This window comes from Sphingomonas sp. Leaf208, from assembly GCF_001421415.1.
Classification (GTDB): Bacteria; Pseudomonadota; Alphaproteobacteria; order Sphingomonadales; family Sphingomonadaceae; genus Sphingomonas.
In genome coordinates this window covers 111,350-129,352 of record NZ_LMKH01000036.1, presented here as the reverse complement: position 1 = coordinate 129,352, position 18,003 = coordinate 111,350, and the positions used below count along the sequence as shown (strand labels likewise).

Here is an 18,003-nt window from a genome sequence, read left to right as displayed (position 1 = left end):
TTCGTTATCACCGTCCCCCAATTGGGCCCCGGCCTTCGCCGGGGTGGGGAAGGAAGGCATGTTTGGGGTTTGTGGAGCGTGCCTGTCATTACAATCCTCCCCCGCCAGGGGGAGGTGGCACCGAAGGTGACGGAGGGGGAGGATATGCAACAGCGGTTACACCTTTCCTCCCCCTCCGTCTGGCGAGTGCCAGCCACCTCCCCCTGGCGGGGGAGGATCGATAGCTCGCCTACTTCTTGATCAGCCCGATCTCGACCAGTCTCTCGTACAGGTAATCATGCGCGGTGATCGGGTTCGGATAGCGGTTCGCGTTGTCCGGCGTGATCGTGCCCGGCAGCGTCTCGATCAGGAAGTCTGGCGCGGGGTGCAGGAAGAACGGCATCGAATAGCGCGAGTGACCGCGGCGCTCGGGGGGCGGGTTGACGACGCGGTGCGTGGTCGAGGGCAGCACGTTGTTGGTCAGCCGCTGGAGCATGTCGCCGACGTTGACGACCATCGCGCCCTCGGGCGGCTTGATCGACAGCCAGCGGCCGTTCGCGCGGTCGAGCAGTTCGAGCCCGGCTTCCTCGGCACCGAGCAGCAGCGTGATGAGGTTGATGTCCTCATGCGCGCCGGCGCGGACGCCTTCCGCATCGACGGGGATCGGCGGGTAATGCAGCAAACGGAGGATGCTGTTGCCGTCCTTCACCGCCGGATCGAACCAGTCGGGCTTAAGCTTCAGATGGCGCGCGATCGCAGACAGGAGCTTGTCGCCGGCGCGGTCGAACGCGGCGAAGAGTTCGAGGAAGACCGGCTTGAAGCCCTCGGGCCGCGTCGGCCAGACGTTCGGCGCCATCGTGTCCGCATAGCGATGACCTTCCGGCAGTTCGCGACCGACGTGCCAGAATTCCTTGAGGTCGACGACCTTGGCGTCCTTGGCGATCTCGGTCTTGAACGGCGTGTAGCCGCGCGCGCCGCCGCCGCCGGGGATGTGGTAGCCACGCTTTTCGTCCTCGGGGAGGTCGAACAGGAGCTTGGTCTCGGCCCAGGCGCGCTCGATCAGGTCGGCGGGGATGCCGTGGTCGGCGACGATCGCAAAGCCGTACCGCTCGAACGATTCGCCGAACGCGGCGGCGAAACCGTCGGGGTCGGTATCCTGCGTGGCGAGGCTGAGCGTCGGGACCTGGGCGGCGGGGGTGTCGAGCATGAGGTGCGTGTCCGGATTGGGGGACGCCCGATATAGGGGATTGGGGGTGCCGTGCCAAATGCTTGGGTTAGGGTTGGTCTGGATTTGGAATCTGTAATGATCCTCCCCCTGGCGGGAGAGGATCGTAGACTTATCCGCTGATGACGATCGTGCCGGTCGCCTTGTCCTCGCCATCTGGGGCGAGTTCGAGGCGGAAGGGTTTGTCCTCGTCGGTCGTGCCGATCAGATTCGCGCCTTCGCCGTGCACCTTGTAGCCGACCTTGCCCAAGCGCTGCGCGAACCAGTCACGGACGATTAGCGGAGTCGCCGGGCTGGTAAATGCAACACGTAGGCCGCTGCCTGCATCACTACCGTTGTTTTCGTTACCGACGATATTCAGGTTCTTGATCGAAGACCCCGGATACAGCCGCACGCCATTGAGATCGAAATTGCCCGTGTCGATCTTGATCTTCGGCAGCTTCACCGAGCCCTGGAAGCCGGGCACGTCGATCTTCATTTCGCCGGTTTCGCCGTTGATCGCGCCAAGGACGTTGCCGCCGTCGGCGTTGATCGAGACCGACGCGCCCTCGTTCGAGCGATCGCAGGCGGACAGGGCAAGCACGCTGGTGAGACCGACAGCGGCGAGCAAATACGGGCGGATCATGGTCATCTCCGAAGTGTGTTGTTCTGGCAATACAGATAGGGATCGGCGGCGCACTGCGCAATCGTCGTGTAGCTGCGCCGGTTAGCGGGTTCCGCGCGACCGCCCGAGCGGGTACAGGGCCACGCATCATGCAGACCCAGGATCCCCAATCCGACGCGCCAGCGATGCGCGGCGCGCCGATCGGCTTCGTCGAGTTCGTCGCGCTCGTCGCCTCGCTGATGTCGCTGACCGCGCTCGGTATCGACTCGATGCTGCCCGCGCTGCCGGCGATCGGCGACTCGCTCGGTGTCGCGACCGAGAACGGGCGGCAGTTCGTCGTGACCGCGTTCGTGATCGGTTTCGGCGTCGCGCAGCTCGTCCACGGCCCGCTCGCGGATCGGTTCGGGCGGCGGACGGTGCTGCTCTGGTCGCTCATGCTCTACATCATCGCCAACGTTGCCTGCGCGACCGCGGGAAGCTTCACTTTGTTGCTGGCCGCGCGCGCGTTTGGCGGCGCGGTGATCGCCGCGGCCCGTGTCGCGACGATCGCGCTGGTGCGGGACTGTTATCACGGGCGGGCGATGGCGCGGGTCATGTCGATCGCGTTCATGGTGTTCATGATCGTGCCGATATTGGCGCCGACATTCGGCTGGGCGGTGCTCCAGTTCGGCGACTGGCGCGCGATCTTCTGGACGGTTGCGGTGCTGACGCTGGGGGTGTTGATCTGGTTCTATCTGCGGATGCCCGAGACGCTGGCGCCGGAGAATGTCCTGCCGATCACGCCGGGGCGGATCCTCAGCGACTGGCGGCAGACGCTCGGCGACCGCAATTCGCTTGGCTACACGCTCGCCTCGACCGCGTTGCTCGGATCCCTGTACGGCTATCTCAATTCGATCCAGCAGATCATGGCGGACGTGTTCCACAAGCCGTCGCTGCTCGCGCTGATCTTTGCCACCACGTCGGTGACGATGGCGATCTGCAACCTGCTCAACTCGCGGATCGTGATGCGGCTGGGGACGCGACTGATCAGCCATGGTGCGCTGTCGCTGATGATCCTCGTGTCGCTCGTCCACCTGTTTGCGATCGAGGTCGGGTTCGAGACGTTGGTCAGCTTCGCGGTCTTCCAGGCTTTGACGCTTGGGTGTTTCGGGCTGGCGACGTCGAATTTCTCGGCGATGGCGATGGAGAATATGGGGCGGATCGCCGGTACCGCGTCTAGCGTGCAGGGGTTCTTGAGCGTGACCATTGGCGCGGTGTTCGGCGCATTGATCGGCCAGGCGTTCAACGGCACCACCGTGCCGCTGGTCGGTGGGTTCCTGCTCGCCGGGCTCGCCGCGTTGCTGTCGATCCTGGTGACCGAGCGCGGTCGCTTGTTCCGGCCGGCGTCGACGGCGCCAGTGCGCGCTTGAAGGAACCACCGCGCACGTCCACCGTTCGCATCCGGTAGGCCCGCATCACGCGGGCGTCCTGGAACGAGGGAGTGTGACCATGGGCGGACATCAGGTGCCGAGTGCCGGTTCGGGCGACGACGGTTATGACGAAGAGGGTTATGACGAGAGCCAGCGCGCCGAGATCCTCGAGGCCACGCGCAACGGGCCGAGCGACGGCATCATCCTGACCGACCTCGAACCCGACCTCGGCGAAGACGACACCGACGATGAGTCGATCGACGAGACCAAGATGGACTCCGAAGAGGTCGGCGAGACGGACTCGTCGGTGACGATGGACGAAGCCGACATGGACGAGGACGACGTACAGGACGAACTCGACGACGACACGATCGACGACGACGAAGACCTGAAGGACGCCGACGACGTCGCGCTGAAGCCCTGAACTATTCGCGACGCGCCTCTGACAGGCGCGTCGCCCTCAGCCGGCCGCGTTCGCGAGGATCGCGAGATCGTCTGCGTTGAATGCAGCACCGGCGGCGTCAGTTGGTTGCTCCACCGTGTTACCCGAAGTCGCGTTTGTTGGGGCCGGTTCCGGTGCATCGCTGGCGACGTCATAGGCCGTCCACACGATTCCCGCCGACCAGAAGAGCGCCGCCCAGCGGCTGCGGAACAGGCGTGAAAACCCCATCGATGCTGCATCGCACACTGGTTGTCACCAGAGGGTAAACAGACGGCGTTAACACCAGCCGCGGCTGCTTTTTGCCGCTTTTCCGCTGTATTCCTGCCTAGTCCGCCCCGCAGCGGCCATGGTTCGTTCATCCAAATGACAGGAACCGTTGCTGTAACGCAACACAGCGGAACAGTTCCCTGAATGTGACGTTTTTTGTGCAACCATGTGCTCGCCGACCGGTTTGGCTTGCCTGGACCGAACCGACGCACCGTGCAGTCGGCGATCCACGCAACAACACGGTATAAGGTCAAACTCATGCGTAAGCTTTCCCTGGCAATCGCCCTCGCCGCCGCAACGGTCGCAGTTCCCGCCTTCGCGCAGGACATGTCGGCACCGGCACCTGTCGACAACAGCGCACAGCCCGGCGAAGCAGCAGCGCCCGACGGCTCGAAGGCATTCGGCATCGAGCCGTATTTCGGCGTGATGGGCGGCTGGGAGCAGTTCGACAACGAGCGCGGCCACGGCATTCCGCAGGCGATCAACGCTGACGGTTCGACCCGTCGCAGCTACAAGCCATCGGGCTCGCTGGTTCAGGGCGTGCTCGGCGTGAACGTGCCGCTCGGCCCGGTCTTCGTCGGCGCAGAAGGCAACGTGATCAAGGGCATCGATGGCAACATCGATTGGGAATACGGCGCAGCAGGCCGCTTCGGTTTCCGCGCTGGCGACAGCGGCTTGATCTACGGCAAGGTCGGCTACCAGTGGGTCAACTTCGACCATTTCTCGGGTCGTTCGAACGTCGTCGCAGACACCGGTCGTGACTACAGCGCGATCACCTACGGCATCGGCGCAGAAGTCGGTCCGCAGAACATCGGCCTGAAGGGCATCACCGGCAACGCAGGCTTCCGCATCCGCGCCGAGGTCAACACCTTCGGCGACGCGCAGAGCTTCCGTCCGATGCTCGGTATCATCACGCACTTCTAAGCCTTTGCCTCGCAAGAGGTTCAAGCTGGACGCGTAGCGGGGGCGGGGAGTGGCTAGGGCCATTTCCCGCCTTTCGTGCGTCTGGAATCGTTGGGTTTTTGGGCCGAGATCGAGCGGTTCGAACGCTTGCCACCGCAGTGTCGCCAATGCCCGGATTGCGCGGAAGTGCACAAAGTTCACACGCTGGCGCGGTTGTGCACATCGCGCGACAGCGTCGTAATCGGTCGTCCGGATGCGGATGGATGCCATGCTCACGCCGCATCTGATCACGGCTCGGCGATGTAGGACAGCAGCATCGCTCGGGCCCACGGCGCGTTCCCGGGATGCTGGACGCCACCCTGAGGTTGCTCCGCCACGTCGCTGGTGCCGCGACGCGCATCGGCTGTCGCACCCGAGACACGCATCCTGTCCATGTTCACGATGCGTTCGCCTTATTTCCGACTCCGCCCGTCGCAACCTTCGCCGCCGCGAGGTGACATCGTCGCGCGCGCGCGTACGCGCGAGGGACGATGGAGTATGTGTTTGATTTCATGCGGTTGCTGAGTGGCGATCGCGCTGGCGCCACGCGCCGCGGTGGATCCGGTCGACGCCCGGCGCCCGGAGTCCTGCTGCAACTCCGCCTGGTATTCTACGGCGTGCTGCTCGGGCTGATGGTGCCGGTGATCCGCCAGATCGACTGGGCCGCTTTGGTGCCGCCGGGTTTGAAGGTCGAATGGCCCAGCGGGTTCGGCATCGCCTGGCCCGCCGGTCATCTGCGTGTGCCGGGCGGCTGGAGCAAGGCCGCGGGCGCTGCCGCGGCGGACGCGTCGTCCTCGGCAAACGCTGCCGCCGCCGCCGCTTCCACCACCACCGGGGCGCTGGCCACCGCGGCAGGCGTCGCGAGTGCGGCGTCGACCGCCGCTGCCGCCGCCTCCGCGCTGTCGGGCGGCAAGGCGGTATCCGCGCGATTCACGATATGCGGCCATGCCAAGCGGATCGACTGCATGGTCGACGGCGACACCTTCTGGATGGCGGGCACCAAGATCCGCATCGCCGACATCGACACGCCCGAAACCCATCCGCCCCGTTGCGCGTCCGAAGCCCGCGCCGGCAAGGCCGCCACGCTCGAGATGCAGGCGCTGCTCAACGCCGGCCCCTTCACGCTGGTCCCGATCAAGCGCGACGTCGATCGCTATGGCCGCAAACTGCGCATCGTCGAGCGTGACGGGAAATCGCTCGGCGAGGCGCTGGTACGGACCGGGCTCGCGCGACGTTATGGTGGGGGCAAGCGCGCGCCCTGGTGTCGGACCGGCTGGTTCTGACGGGGCGGCGCGGCGTCCTCCCGGCGATCATCCTCGTCTGGGTTACCGACGTCGACCTTCGGGAACCGTGGTTTCCCTCTCTCCGTCCGTCATGGTGCGGACGGCTCGCTTAGTCGAAGTGCTTGCGCTCGATCGTGATCCGCTTGTCCTGACAGAACCCGCAGTCCTTGCCGACGAAGCGTGCGGCGGCGGTGCGATCGTTCTTCAGCCGCCAATCCAGCCACGCGGTCACGACCTCCGCCGCGATACCGCCATGCGGTTGCATGTAGGTGCCGCCGTGACCCACCGGTATGTTGACCAGCGCCGCTGGGATGTGGTCGATCCGCTGGAAATCGTCGGTGCCGTTCGCGGCCGCGATGTCGGTCGGGCCGCCGAGAACGTAGAGGATCGAGCCGTGCAGCGTCTTCAGCAACGCCTTGTCGGACACCACGCCGCCGATCGGGTTCGCGCCCTCGGGAAAGAAGCCGCTGTTCATGATCACCGCGGTCGTCACGCGCGGGTCCTGTGCGGCGGATAGCGCCTGCAAGCCGCCGCAACTCCAGCCGGACGCCGCGATCTCGGTGGTGGCGATCCTGCCCTTGAACGGACTGCCGGCGCGGGAATTCTCACGCTGCGCCCAGTCGATCGCGTCGGTCAGCGCGCGTGTCGACGTTGCCGAGGTCAGCTTCGTGCCGGGCGCTGGGGCGGGGGCGGGGCTCGTCGCGGCGTCGGACTTTGGCTTGGGGATCGTGCCCGACGCGATGACGAGATAGCCGTGCGAGGCGATCTCCAGCAGGTGGTTGCGCGAACTCGTCCCGTCTGCGCTGCAGCCGCCATTGCCGAAGACGTAGATCCCGAGCTTGGCCCGACCCAGCGCACCAAGATTCGCCGGGCGGTAGACGACATGGTCGGGCAGCTCCGGTCGTTCCTCGAAGATCGCGGGGTAGGCGCCGGACCCGCGTTCCAGTGCCGCAGATTGCGCCGCCGCGCCTTTAGCGGTCTGCGCGATCGCGGGCGAACCCAGCATGATGCCGGCAATCAGAAGGGCGAGAGCGCGCATGCTGGATCTCCGTATGGGTGGGCGTGGAGCGTCAGAACGAGAAGCGGACGCCGACACGGTAGATGCGCCCGACGATGTCGTACAACGCCGGGTTGGCGCTCTGCGGCGAGGCTGCCGGGTCGTGATCGAAGACGTTGTCGACCTTGAAATACCCGGACACCTGTTTGGTGATATTATACGTTCCGCCGACGTCGAGATAGAAGGCGCCGGGCATGAAGTTGCGGTCGATCGTCGGCGCGGTCGTGGTCGATTTGGGGCAGGTTCCGGGCGCGCAGACGACGTACTGGTTGCCGTAATTGCCGTCGCTGAACCAGCGTTCCTGCACCGTCAGGCTGAAGCGGTCGTTGCTGAACGCCTGTACCGCGAGCAGCTTCCAGCGCGGGGTGGCACCGAGGTTGACGCCGGCGCCGTCGGTCGGAATCGTCCCCGGCAGGCCGGTATCCGTGACGAACTTCCGGATGTGCGTCGCCAGGCCGCGGAGCGTGAACGTCCCGTCCACACCGAGCGGGCGCCGCCACCGATAGCTTGCCTCGATATCGAAGCCGTCGGTCTTGATCGAGGCGAGGTTGAACGCCTGCGTGTTGATGAAATTGGGGCCGGCGGTGTTGTTGAGATTATACGCGCTGCACGTTTCGGGCAGGATGTTGCGGAAGCACAGGTCAACGATCTGCGCGGCGCCGAGGCTGGAGATCACGTCGGTGACCTTGATGTTATAGTAATCGACCGAGGCACTGAACCCCGGCAGCCAGGACGGGTTGGCATAGACCGCGCCGACCTCGGTATTGCGCGCGATCTCGGGCGTGAGTGCCGGGTTGCCGATCGCGTTCTGGATAGCCACGACGTTCACGTTGCGCGCAGGGTCGAGGAAGTTGGGCAGCGTCGTCGTCACCGGTGCGGCGAACAGTTCGGACAGATTGGGTGCGCGAACGTCGCGCGAGGTGACGCCGCGCAGGCGAAGTCCGTTGAGCGGCGTGTCCCATGTCCCGCCGATCTTCCACGTCCAGACCCGGCCTGACGTGCTGTAGTCGGTGATGCGGGCCGCGCCGTTGACGTTGGCCCTGCCCATCATGTCCGACTTGAACAGCGGGACATCGAGCTCGAGGAATGCTTCCTTGACGTCGTAGGCGCCGGTGCCGTTCTTGTAGTTGCCGGCATACCAGTTGTTGCCTGCGGTTAGCAGCGTCGGGTCGGCGGGGTATTCGCTGGTATAGGGACTGAGCGTGGAAACGCCGGCGCCGTATGCATCGGCACGGACCTTGTAGAATTCCTTGCGATATTCGCCGCCGAACGCGACCGACAAGGGACCCGCCCAGAGCTCGACGGGGGTGCCGGAGAAGGCGAGGCTCGCGACGTCCTGCGTCAAGTGGAGGCGCTGGATCGGGCCGTTCTCTGGCTGGACATACCGGCGTGCCGACTCGGAGGGCGTCGCGCCGCCGATGATGTTGAGCGGGATGCAGCCATTGGCGCGTGCGACCGGATTGGCGCAGACGATCGCGCCGTTGAGCGTGATCGCCTGGATCGCCTGGTTGAAATGCGGCGTGAGGACGATGTCGTCGACGTCGATTGCGGTATCGGTGATGCCGCGCTCGTAATAGGCGTCATAGGTCCAGGGCGAGCCACCGATATCGAACTTGCCCTTCAGGCCGCCGACGACACGGTATTGGCGGCGGTCGGTATGAACGATCGTGTTCGGCAGGATCGCGACGCTGGCGCCGAACTGGAAGTCCGTGATCCCCGCGGTCGCGCACGCCGCCTGGATCGACGCCGGGACGAACGGGTTGGCGCACTGGAGCCTCAGGCCGGGTCGGTTGGCGCCGTTGGTTGGCTGGTTGTGAGTCTTCACCTGGCCGACATTGACGCTGACATAGACCTCGTTGTCGGTCGCGAAATCATAGCCGATACGCCCATAGCTATCGAGGCGCTGGATCGCTGACTGCAAGGTGCGGCCGGTATCGATGTTCCCCGACAGGTCGCCGCCGACGCAAAAGCCGGGCAGGCAGCCTCGAACCGCGCCGGAATTGTCACGTGCGGGCACGCCGTTCGAGCCATATTGGAACTGGAAGGGGCGGCCGCTCTGGTCGAACGCTGTGCCTTGCAGTGGACCGGCGGTGATGAGGCCGTATTTCGTAAAGTTATACGGCTGGGCGAAGTCGCGCAGGACGTATTGCGGCGATCCGTCGTCGACGACGTTGCGGTTGATCATCGTCGTCTGCGTGAACCAGTCGCGACCACCGGCGAGGTCGGTGCCGAAATCGCCGGGGCCGACACCTGCTTCCTTGGCATATTCGCCGCTGACGACGAGGTGGAGTCGATCGTTCAGGTAGCTCCGTCCCGCGGCAAGCTGGATCAGGCCCTGGCCGTCGTCGCCGTAATTGGTGATGCCGCCCTGGATATTGCCTTTGAAGCCCTGGAAATGCGTATCGGTGATGAAGTTGACGACGCCGCCGACCGCGTCCGATCCGTAGGACGCCGACGCGCCGCCGTTGACGATGTCGACTCGCTTGATCAGCAATTGCGGGAGCAGGCTGACGTCGGTGACGCCGGTATAATAGGCGCCGACGACGCGCTGGCCGTCGACCAGGGTGAGTGTACGGATCGTGCCGAGGCCCCGGAGCGAGAACGAGCTCAGGCCCTGCTGGCCGCTCGACGTGCTGAAGGTGTTGGTCGTCGAGCCACTCGATCCCTGCAACGACGGCAGCTGCGCGATCGTCGTGAAGACGTTGGGCTGCGCGTTGTTCTGGATATCGGCTTCGCTGATGACCGTGGTCGGCGTCGGGGCGGTAAAGCCGCTCGACTGGATCCGGGAGCCGGTGACGATGATGTCCGCCGTTCTGACGGCCTCGGGTTCGGCGGCCTTGGGCGTCTCGGCGACCGGCTCTGCGGGGACGACGGTGTCGGTGGTTTGCGGCGGTGCGGCCTGTGCGAAAGACGGCGCTGCGTATAGCGAGAGGATAAGCGCGGCGATGCTGCTCGATCCGGCGATGAGGGTGCGCCGTTGCCGTGTAGTCGGACTGGAAACGGTAGAAACCGATCGTGCCGCTGTCGTTAAACGCGATGTCTCTTGCGCCCAAATGCTGGCGCGGACGTGAGCCGACAGAGTCGTGATTCTAGAAACCATTGCATCCTACCCCCTTTTACGGCGCGCCGATTTACCGGCGTTCCTGCATCGTCATCCCGCAACTCGATGTTGCTGTTTGATAACGTTACCACGCAACAATGCGTCGACATCGCGGAGGAGTCAATACTCATACTATCGGTGGCGTAGGGTGGAGGTCGTCGACGTCCGCAGAAACGGCGGATGGCGTTAGGGCGTGGCGTCGTCCTGTGGCGGCGACGTGGACTGTCGCTTGACGATTTCGTGGTCCAGCACCCGGTCGGCGCGCTTGGCGGGGGTTCTCGGCGGCGTGGCGATCTCCGCGACCAGCAGGCCGAGCGCTTCCGCGGCGAGTCGGCGGACCGGCTGGTGCACCGTCGTCAGCGGTGGCCACAGCATCACGGCGGCGGTGGTGTCGTCGAACCCGACGACCGTCAGTTCGCGCGGTACGTCCAGTTGTCGCCGATGCGCCACCGACACGACGGCGGCGGCCATGTCGTCGTTGCTGGCGAAGATCGCGGTGGGGGGCGGATCGGCCTGGAGCAACTGGTCGCCGGCGGCGAGTCCCGAGGCAAAGCTGAAATCGCCTTGCGCGATCGTTGCGCGAACGCCCGGATGTTCGCGCACCGCGGCGTAGAAGCCGTCGAGCCGCTTCAGACTGGCGACCTGGTCGGGGTTGCCGACGACGAACCCCAGCCGGCGGTGACCCATCGCGGTCAGCTCGCGCGTCATCTCGTACGCGGCGAGACGATCGTCGATACGGACGCAGATCACGTTGTCGACATCATGCGCGCCGACCGCCGCCACCGGCACGCGCGCCTTGCGCAACACGTCGAGGACCGCTTCGGACTCGCTCAACGGCGGCGCGCAGATCATGCCGGAGATACCCGTTGCGACCAGGTTCTCCAGCGCGGCGGGGCTGGGCGGACGGCCGTCTTCGCCCTTCAGCAGGATGAGGCGTGCGCCGCGGATCGAGGCCTCCTCGAACACGCCAGTGAGGAAGTCGCTCATGAACGCGGCGCTCGGGTTGGCGTAGATCACGCCGATCTTGAGTTCGGTGGACGTGACCAGGCTGCGCGCGGCGAGGTTCGGCGTGTAGCCCAGTGCGTCGATCGCGTCCTGGACGCTGGCGCGCGTGGTCGGATCGACGCTGGCGCGGCCGTTGATGACGCGCGACACGGTCATCGGGGATACCCCGGCCTGCGCGGCGACATCGATGATCGTCGGGCTGCGCGAGCGCCGAGCGCGTTCCTTCACACCGATCCCTTCAACCCGCCCGACGATCGTCACGTCGAGCCCCTCAATACGAACCATACACGACGAAGCGACCTAGACCTTTGGCCCCGCGATGCAAGTTGGTCCGATCTCGACCAGAGTATGCCGACCCAGCGAACGTTCATGTTGACGTTATCATTAGTCTGCGTAATCTATTCGGATAAGCGCCGACATCGGATCGAACCGGCGCGTCGCGATCATCGCCGGAATGGCGAGCACGCACAAAGGGGAGAGGTCGATGAAACCGGTCGTCGCAGCGTTCGTCCTGCTCGCGGGTCAAGTCACGGTCTTGGTCTCGGCCGAGGCGCAACGGGCTCAGCCTATCGCCGTCCGGATCGACGCAACGGCGCGGTCTGCGGCCGTTACGCCCTATGAATACGGCATGTTCATCGAACCGATCGGCGGACTCGTCGCGCGGACGCTGTGGGCGGAGATGCTCGACGACCGCAAATTCTATTACCCGATCGGCCCCGCCGCCAGCGACGCGCCGCCACCCGTCAACGCCGAAGGGCGGCCCGGTGTCGTCTACCGCAAATGGCGCCCGATCGGCGGCGACGCGGTCGTGACGATGGACACGCAGCATCCGTACGCCGGCACGCAGAGCGCGCGGATCGCGGTGTCCGCCGACCATGTCACCGGCATCGTCCAAGGCGGGATCGAGGTCGTCCGCGGCCGGCGGTATGTCGGCAAGCTCAGGCTGAGTGGCGACCCAGACGTGGCGGTGTCGGTGGCGTTGGTCTGGGGCGATCGGCCGCAGGACCGGCAGGTCGTGCCGCTGCCGACGCCCGGCGCGGACTGGAGCGAGGCCAGCTTTGCGTTCACGCCGACCGCGTCCGCGTCCGATGCACGGCTCGAGATCACTGGCACTGGCAACGGCGTTTTTCGGGTCGGCGTGGTGTCGCTGATGCCGGCGGACAACGTCAATGGCTGGCGCGCGGATACGACCGCGATCGCGAAGTCGCTGAACTCGGGCTTCTGGCGCTTGCCCGGCGGAAACTTCCTGTCCGACTGGGATTGGCACGAGGCGATCGGGCCCCGCGACGCGCGCCCGCCGATGTTCGATCACGCCTGGAGCGCGATGCAGCCGAACGATCTCGGCATGGACGAATGGATGGACCTGACGCGTATCCTGGGCGTCGAACCCTATGTTACGGTCAATGCCGGGCTGGGCGATGCGAACTCGGCGGCCGAGGAGGTCGAATATCTCAACGGCGCGGCGACCTCCGAATGGGGCGCCAAGCGTGCGGCCAACGGTCATCCAGAGCCATACCGCGTCAAATGGTGGAACATCGGCAACGAACCGTTCGGCTGGTGGCAGATCGGCAAGACCTCGCTCGATTACTTCATGATCAAGCATAATGAGTTTGCGAGGGCGATGCGGGCGAAGGACCCGTCGATAACGCTCATCGCATCGGGCGCGATGCCCGACCAGTTGCATCCGAAGGGCGTGCAACAGAACTCGTCGATCGAAAGCATCCAGGCGAAGTTCGGTACCGAGGAGGACTGGACCGGTGGCTTCTTCGCCAAGGCATGGGGCAATTTCGACGGCATCACCGAGCATTGGTATGATCGCGCGGAAAAACGGCCCGATGCGCCGGCCGCCGACGAGCTTATCGAGTTCGTCCGTTCGCCCTCGAACCACGTCCGCATGGAGGCGGAGGAGTGGGCGTTCTACGAGACGAAGTTCCCCAAGATCCGCGCCGCCAAGACGTTCCTGTCGATCGACGAATACGCGTACATGGCGGGGCCGCCGACGCTGAAATCCTCGCTGGCCTATGCGATGGTATTCCAGGAGATGCTACGCCACACCGATTTCCTGACGATGTCGGCGTTCACGACCGGCGTGTCGACGATGGACATCTCGCCATCCGCCGCGACCCTTAACGCCACCGGGACCGTGTTCAAGCTGTACGGCGAGCATTTCGGCGCCGGGACGGTTCCGCTGAAGGTCGATGGCGATGTACCGCAACCAGAGCCGAAATACCCGGTCGGCCATGCGCATCCTAAGGTGCGCGCGGGCAGCCCGACCTATCCGCTCGACGTGATCGCCGGGCTGTCGCCGGACGGCACCAAACTGCGCCTCGCAGTGGTGAACGCGACGTTCCAGCCGCAGCGACTGAACCTTGCGCTTTCCGGCATGAGCCTGCGCGGTGGCGGCAGGCGCTGGGTCATGACCGGCAAGACGGTGGAGGCGGTGAACACGATCGCCTCCCCGAACGGCGTGACGATCGCCGAAAGCAAGGTGGCGGGGACACGCACCGTGATGGTACCGGCGATCTCCGCGGCGATCTACGAAATGCCGATCGCGGCGGCGCCCTGAGCCGGACCGCGACCGCGCCGCGCGTGGCTACAGTTGCTCTCGACCGCATTTCGACGCGTTTTTGCAGCAGCAATGCTTGCCTAAGGCGAGCGTCGACGGCTACCACGCGATGATAACGTTACCGAGGGGGTGAGGGTGCAGCGCTTCAGGAATATCCGCTGGACCATCATCGGCCTGTTCGTGGTGGCGATGGTCATCAACTATCTCGCACGCAGCGTGCTCGGCGTCGCGGCGCCGGCGATCATGGCCGAGCAGCATATCAGCGCCGCCGAATATTCCTGGATCACCGGCGCATTCCAGATCGGTATCATGTTCCAGCCGCTTGCCGGCTATGTGCTCGACGTGGTCGGGCTGAAGATCGGCTTCACGCTGTTCGTCACGGTCTGGTCGCTGATCACGATGGCGCACGGACTGGCGACCGGTTGGATGGGATTCGCCGGCTTGCGCGGTGCACTGGGGCTGGTCGAGGGATCGGCGCAACCCGCGGGCATGAAGCTGGTCGCCGAATGGTTTCCGGCACGAGAGCGCGGCGTCGCGGGCGGCATCTATCAGATCGGTGCCTCGTTCGGCGCGGTGTTCGCGCCGCCGTTGGTGGCCTGGGCGGTGCTCAACCATAGCTGGCGCGCAGCCTTCTTCATCGCCGGCGCGCTTGGGCTGGTGTGGGTGATCGCCTGGCTATTCTGGTATGCGCCGCCCGCAAAACATCGACGGCTGTCGCCGGCGGAACGCACGCTGATCGTCGAAGGGCAGGAGGCATCGCTTGCCACGCATCGCAAGCGTCCGCCGCTCGGCGAACTGCTGCGGCGTCGTAACCTGTGGGCGATCGCGGCGGCGCGGTTCCTCGCCGATCCGGTTTGGGGGATGCTGTCGTTCTGGATGCCGCTGTACCTCGTGCAGGTGCGCCATTTCGATCTCGGCCAGATCGCGATGTTCGCGTGGCTGCCGTTCCTGGCGGCGGACCTCGGATGCCTGTTCGGGCCGATCGTGGTGGCGTGGCTGCAACGGCGCGGCGTCGACCTGATCGATGCGCGGCGTGGTGCCTTCACGGTGGGTGCGGTGCTGATGACGGGGATGATGTTCGTCGGCACGGTGACCAGCCCGATCGCGGCGATCGCACTGCTGTGCCTCGGCGGTTTCGCGCACCAGACGCTGTCGGTGACGGTCATCACGCTGTCGTCGGACCTGTTTCCGCAGGACCAGGTGGCGACCGCAACGGGAATGTCGGGCACCGCCGCCAATCTCGGCGTGCTGATCTTCACGCTGGTGCTCGGCTCGATGGTCGCGGAGGTCGGCTACCAGCCGTTCTTCATCCTACTCGGGCTGCTCGACCTGGTCGGCGCCGCACTCCTCTGGGTCCTGATACGAAAGCCCGCATGACCATTCGCAACCCGATCCTTCCCGGCTTCAATCCGGACCCGTCGATCGTCCGCGTCGGCGACGATTATTACATCGCGACCTCGACCTTCGAATGGTATCCGGGCGTCCAGATCCACCAATCGCGCGATCTCGCGAACTGGCGGCTGATAACGCGGCCGCTCAACCGCGCGAGCCAGTTGGACATGCGCGGGAACCCGGACTCGTGCGGAGTATGGGCGCCGGACCTGAGCCATGCGAACGGCCGGTTCCACCTGATCTACACCGACGTGAAGCGTTACGGCCAGACCACGATCGACGGTGCGCGGGGCGCGTCGCTGCGCGATTTCCACAATTACTGGGTCACGGCGGAGCATATCGATGGGCCGTGGTCCGATCCCGTCCACCTCAACAGCAGTGGTTTCGACCCGGCGCTGTTCCATGACGATGACGGGCGGAGCTGGCTGCTCAACATGCTGTGGGACCACCGGCCGGGAGGGCGTCGCTTTGCCGGGATCGTGGCGCAGGAGATCGACCTCGCGACGGGCGACATGCTCGGCGACCGTCGCATGATCTTCGAGGGGACTTCGCTCGGCTTCACCGAGGGCCCGCACCTCTACAAGCGCGACGGCTGGTATCACCTGCTGGTCGCCGAGGGCGGCACCGAGCGCAACCATGCCGTCGTGATGGCGCGGTCACGGTCGCTGTTCGGCCCGTACGAGATGCATCCGGATGGCCCGGTACTGACCGCGGCGGGCAAGCAGGGCGTGCAGTTGCAGAGAACCGGGCACGGCGATCTGGTCGAGACACCGACCGGCGAAACCTGGATGGTGTATCTGTGCGGGCGACCGCTGCCCGTCAGTGACCGGTGCGTGCTGGGCCGCGAGACAGCGATCCAGCCGATGCGCTGGGGCGAGGACGGCTGGCTGCGTACGCTCGACGGCGACGCGAGTCCGGCGTTGGTCGTGGAGGATGGCATGGCCTTGGCCGCACCCGAACCGCGGAGCGATCACAGCGCGTTCGATACCGCGACGCTGCCCGAGGCTTTCCAGTGGCTGCGTACCCCGGATGCCGACCGGTTGTTCAGCCTGACCGCGCGGCCCAATTATCTGCGCCTCTACGGCCGCGAGACGATCGGGAGCCACTTCACGCAGTCGCTGGTCGCGCGCCGGCAGCAGGCGTTCGCCTACGCCGCCGAGACGCTCGTCACGTTCGAACCGCGTCACTTCCAGCAGGCGGCGGGGCTGGTCTGCTACTATAATTCGACCAAGTTCCATTACCTGCACGTCACCGCCGACGACGACGGCCGGCGCGTGCTGCAGGTGCTGTCGGCGATACCGACCCCGCTTGGCAGCAGCGTGATCACCCAGCCGATCGCGATCGATGCGGGACCGATCGGACTGCGGGTCGAGGTCGATCACGAAAGCCTTCGCTTCGGATACCGGTGTCCGGGATCGTGCGCGTGGATTTGGCTACCTGAACGGTTTGATGCGAGCATCCTGTCCGATGAGGCGACCCTGCCGGGCCTGCCGAACTTCACCGGCGCCTTTGTCGGGATGGCGTGCCAGGATATGTCGGGCGCAGGCGAACCGGCCGATTTCAGCTATTTCGAGTATGTCGAAGCCGGCGACGACTGGGCGGACTGAACGCAGCGTCGATCCGCGTTCAGTCCGTGACCACTGGCCCAGTGTTACGCCGCGATCTTCAAGTCCTGCATCACGTCGGCGGTGATCGAGAGACTCCGCTTGCGGGCCTCGTGGTCGTAGATCGCGCTGGTCACCATGACCTCGTCGACGCCGGTCCGCTCGACGAACGCCGCGATGCCGCGCGCGACCTTGGCCGGGCTGCCGACTGCCGAGCATTGCAGGACGTGGTCGAGGATCTGGTTGCCCTGCGCGCCGAGCGACTCGCGATAGCCGGCGAGGGGCGGCTTCATCTGGCCTGGGTTGCCGGTGCGCAACGCTACGAACGACTGCTGCTGCGAGGTGGCGAGCAGTTCGGCTTCCGCGTCGGTCTCGGCTGCGAAGACGTTGAAGCCGGCCATGACGTGTGGCTTCGACAGGCGCGCCGACGGACGGAAATCGCGGCGGTAGATCGCGAGTGCGGCATCGAGCGCGTCGGGCGCGAAGTGCGAGGCGAACGCGTAGGGGAGGCCTAGTGCTGCTGCCAATTGCGCGCCGAACGTGCTGGAACCGAGGATCCACATCTCGACGTCCGCACCGGCGCCCGGGGTCGCGACGATGCCGGTCTGGCCGTCATTGGCGAAGTAGCTCTGGAGCTCCATGACGTCTTGCGGGAAGGCGTTGGCGTCTGTCTCGAGCGTGCGGCGCATTGCGCGCGCGACGCGCTGGTCGGAGCCGGGCGCGCGGCCGAGGCCGAGATCGATGCGGCCGGGGAACAGCGCGTCGAGCGTGCCGAACTGCTCGGCGATCGTCAGCGGCGCGTGGTTGGGGAGCATGATGCCGCCCGAGCCGACACGGATGGTCTTCGTGGCGGCGGCGATGTGCGCGATCACGACGGCGGTTGCGGCCGACGCGATGCCCGTCATGCCGTGATGTTCGGCGACCCAGTAGCGCTGGAACCCGACGCTCTCGGCGTGCCGCACGAGGTCGGCCGCGTTGGCGAGCGATTGGGAGACGGTGCCGCCTTCAATGACGGGGACCAGATCGAGCAGGGAATAGCGTGTCATGCGGCAGAGATAGGTACCGAGCGGTAGCTTATCTAGTGTTTGGGTTGAATGGTTTGTTTGGCTTCGGCTCCCCTCCCTGGAA

General features: G+C 65.6%; 15 protein-coding genes. 7 read left to right on the top strand and 8 right to left on the bottom strand.

Annotated elements, in window-relative coordinates; translation table 11 throughout:
• Nucleotides 1–229: 229 nt before the first annotated feature.
• Together ASE69_RS18160 and ASE69_RS18155 are read right to left on the bottom strand one after the other, a co-directional pair.
• Nucleotides 230–1,186 carry an isopenicillin N synthase family dioxygenase gene (locus ASE69_RS18160; RefSeq protein ID WP_056489670.1) on the bottom strand — a complete coding sequence of 319 codons (957 nt, stop codon included), beginning with the start codon at nucleotides 1,184–1,186 and terminating at the stop codon, nucleotides 230–232.
• Nucleotides 1,187–1,316: 130 nt separating this feature from the next.
• Complete coding sequence (locus tag ASE69_RS18155) at nucleotides 1,317–1,829, bottom strand: hypothetical protein (RefSeq protein ID WP_156362401.1); 513 nt, start codon at nucleotides 1,827–1,829, stop codon at nucleotides 1,317–1,319.
• 128 nt (nucleotides 1,830–1,957) lie between these two features.
• Here ASE69_RS18155 and ASE69_RS18150 point away from each other — a divergent pair, with 128 nt between their 5' ends.
• Both ASE69_RS18150 and ASE69_RS18145 read left to right on the top strand, forming a co-directional pair.
• Complete coding sequence (locus ASE69_RS18150; protein WP_056489666.1) at nucleotides 1,958–3,217, top strand: multidrug effflux MFS transporter; 1,260 nt, start codon at nucleotides 1,958–1,960, stop codon at nucleotides 3,215–3,217.
• A gap of 79 nt (nucleotides 3,218–3,296) precedes the next feature.
• Nucleotides 3,297–3,641 carry a hypothetical protein gene (locus ASE69_RS18145; RefSeq protein WP_056065779.1) on the top strand — a complete coding sequence of 115 codons (345 nt, stop codon included), beginning with the start codon at nucleotides 3,297–3,299 and terminating at the stop codon, nucleotides 3,639–3,641.
• 36 nt (nucleotides 3,642–3,677) lie between these two features.
• Here ASE69_RS18145 and ASE69_RS18140 read toward each other — a convergent pair whose 3' ends face one another.
• Nucleotides 3,678–3,887 (bottom strand): hypothetical protein, encoded by a 210-nt coding sequence (locus ASE69_RS18140; RefSeq protein ID WP_056489665.1) that lies wholly within the window; start codon nucleotides 3,885–3,887, stop codon nucleotides 3,678–3,680.
• A gap of 297 nt (nucleotides 3,888–4,184) precedes the next feature.
• Here ASE69_RS18140 and ASE69_RS18135 point away from each other — a divergent pair, with 297 nt between their 5' ends.
• On the top strand, nucleotides 4,185–4,850 hold the full coding sequence (locus tag ASE69_RS18135; RefSeq protein WP_056065788.1) for an outer membrane protein: 666 nt from the start codon (nucleotides 4,185–4,187) through the stop codon (nucleotides 4,848–4,850).
• Between the two features lie 266 nt (nucleotides 4,851–5,116).
• Here the strand turns inward: ASE69_RS18135 and ASE69_RS22255 are convergent, their stop codons facing one another.
• Nucleotides 5,117–5,263: a hypothetical protein gene (locus tag ASE69_RS22255; RefSeq protein WP_156362400.1), complete on the bottom strand. Its 147-nt coding sequence runs from the start codon at nucleotides 5,261–5,263 to the stop codon at nucleotides 5,117–5,119.
• 105 nt (nucleotides 5,264–5,368) lie between these two features.
• On the opposite strand from ASE69_RS22255, the gene ASE69_RS23080 reads away from it, so the two are divergent.
• Nucleotides 5,369–6,151: a thermonuclease family protein gene (locus ASE69_RS23080; protein ID WP_235518968.1), complete on the top strand. Its 783-nt coding sequence runs from the start codon at nucleotides 5,369–5,371 to the stop codon at nucleotides 6,149–6,151.
• 109 nt (nucleotides 6,152–6,260) lie between these two features.
• Here the strand turns inward: ASE69_RS23080 and ASE69_RS18125 are convergent, their stop codons facing one another.
• The 3 genes from ASE69_RS18125 to ASE69_RS18115 all read right to left on the bottom strand — a co-directional run bounded on the left by ASE69_RS18125 (nucleotide 6,261) and on the right by ASE69_RS18115 (nucleotide 11,598).
• Nucleotides 6,261–7,190 (bottom strand): hypothetical protein, encoded by a 930-nt coding sequence (locus tag ASE69_RS18125; protein ID WP_235518966.1) that lies wholly within the window; start codon nucleotides 7,188–7,190, stop codon nucleotides 6,261–6,263.
• 31 nt (nucleotides 7,191–7,221) lie between these two features.
• On the bottom strand, nucleotides 7,222–10,308 hold the full coding sequence (locus ASE69_RS18120) for a TonB-dependent receptor plug domain-containing protein (protein WP_082453229.1): 3,087 nt from the start codon (nucleotides 10,306–10,308) through the stop codon (nucleotides 7,222–7,224).
• Nucleotides 10,309–10,494: 186 nt separating this feature from the next.
• Nucleotides 10,495–11,598 (bottom strand): LacI family DNA-binding transcriptional regulator, encoded by a 1,104-nt coding sequence (locus tag ASE69_RS18115; protein ID WP_082453228.1) that lies wholly within the window; start codon nucleotides 11,596–11,598, stop codon nucleotides 10,495–10,497.
• A 199-nt stretch (nucleotides 11,599–11,797) separates the two neighbouring features.
• Here ASE69_RS18115 and ASE69_RS18110 point away from each other — a divergent pair, with 199 nt between their 5' ends.
• The 3 genes from ASE69_RS18110 (at nucleotide 11,798) to ASE69_RS18100 (ending at nucleotide 16,878) form a co-directional block, all read left to right on the top strand.
• Nucleotides 11,798–13,879: an alpha-L-arabinofuranosidase C-terminal domain-containing protein gene (locus ASE69_RS18110; RefSeq protein ID WP_082453227.1), complete on the top strand. Its 2,082-nt coding sequence runs from the start codon at nucleotides 11,798–11,800 to the stop codon at nucleotides 13,877–13,879.
• 135 nt (nucleotides 13,880–14,014) lie between these two features.
• Nucleotides 14,015–15,256, top strand: a complete 1,242-nt coding sequence (locus tag ASE69_RS18105) for an MFS transporter (protein ID WP_056489663.1) — start codon at nucleotides 14,015–14,017, stop codon at nucleotides 15,254–15,256.
• The gene (locus ASE69_RS18100; protein WP_056489661.1) at nucleotides 15,253–16,878 is read left to right on the top strand and encodes a glycoside hydrolase family 43 protein; all 1,626 of its coding nucleotides are present in this window, start codon (nucleotides 15,253–15,255) and stop codon (nucleotides 16,876–16,878) included. Before ASE69_RS18105 ends, ASE69_RS18100 begins: the two co-directional genes overlap by 4 nt.
• A gap of 44 nt (nucleotides 16,879–16,922) precedes the next feature.
• Here the strand turns inward: ASE69_RS18100 and ASE69_RS18095 are convergent, their stop codons facing one another.
• Complete coding sequence (locus ASE69_RS18095; protein ID WP_056489658.1) at nucleotides 16,923–17,921, bottom strand: LLM class flavin-dependent oxidoreductase; 999 nt, start codon at nucleotides 17,919–17,921, stop codon at nucleotides 16,923–16,925.
• Nucleotides 17,922–18,003 lie beyond the last annotated feature (82 nt).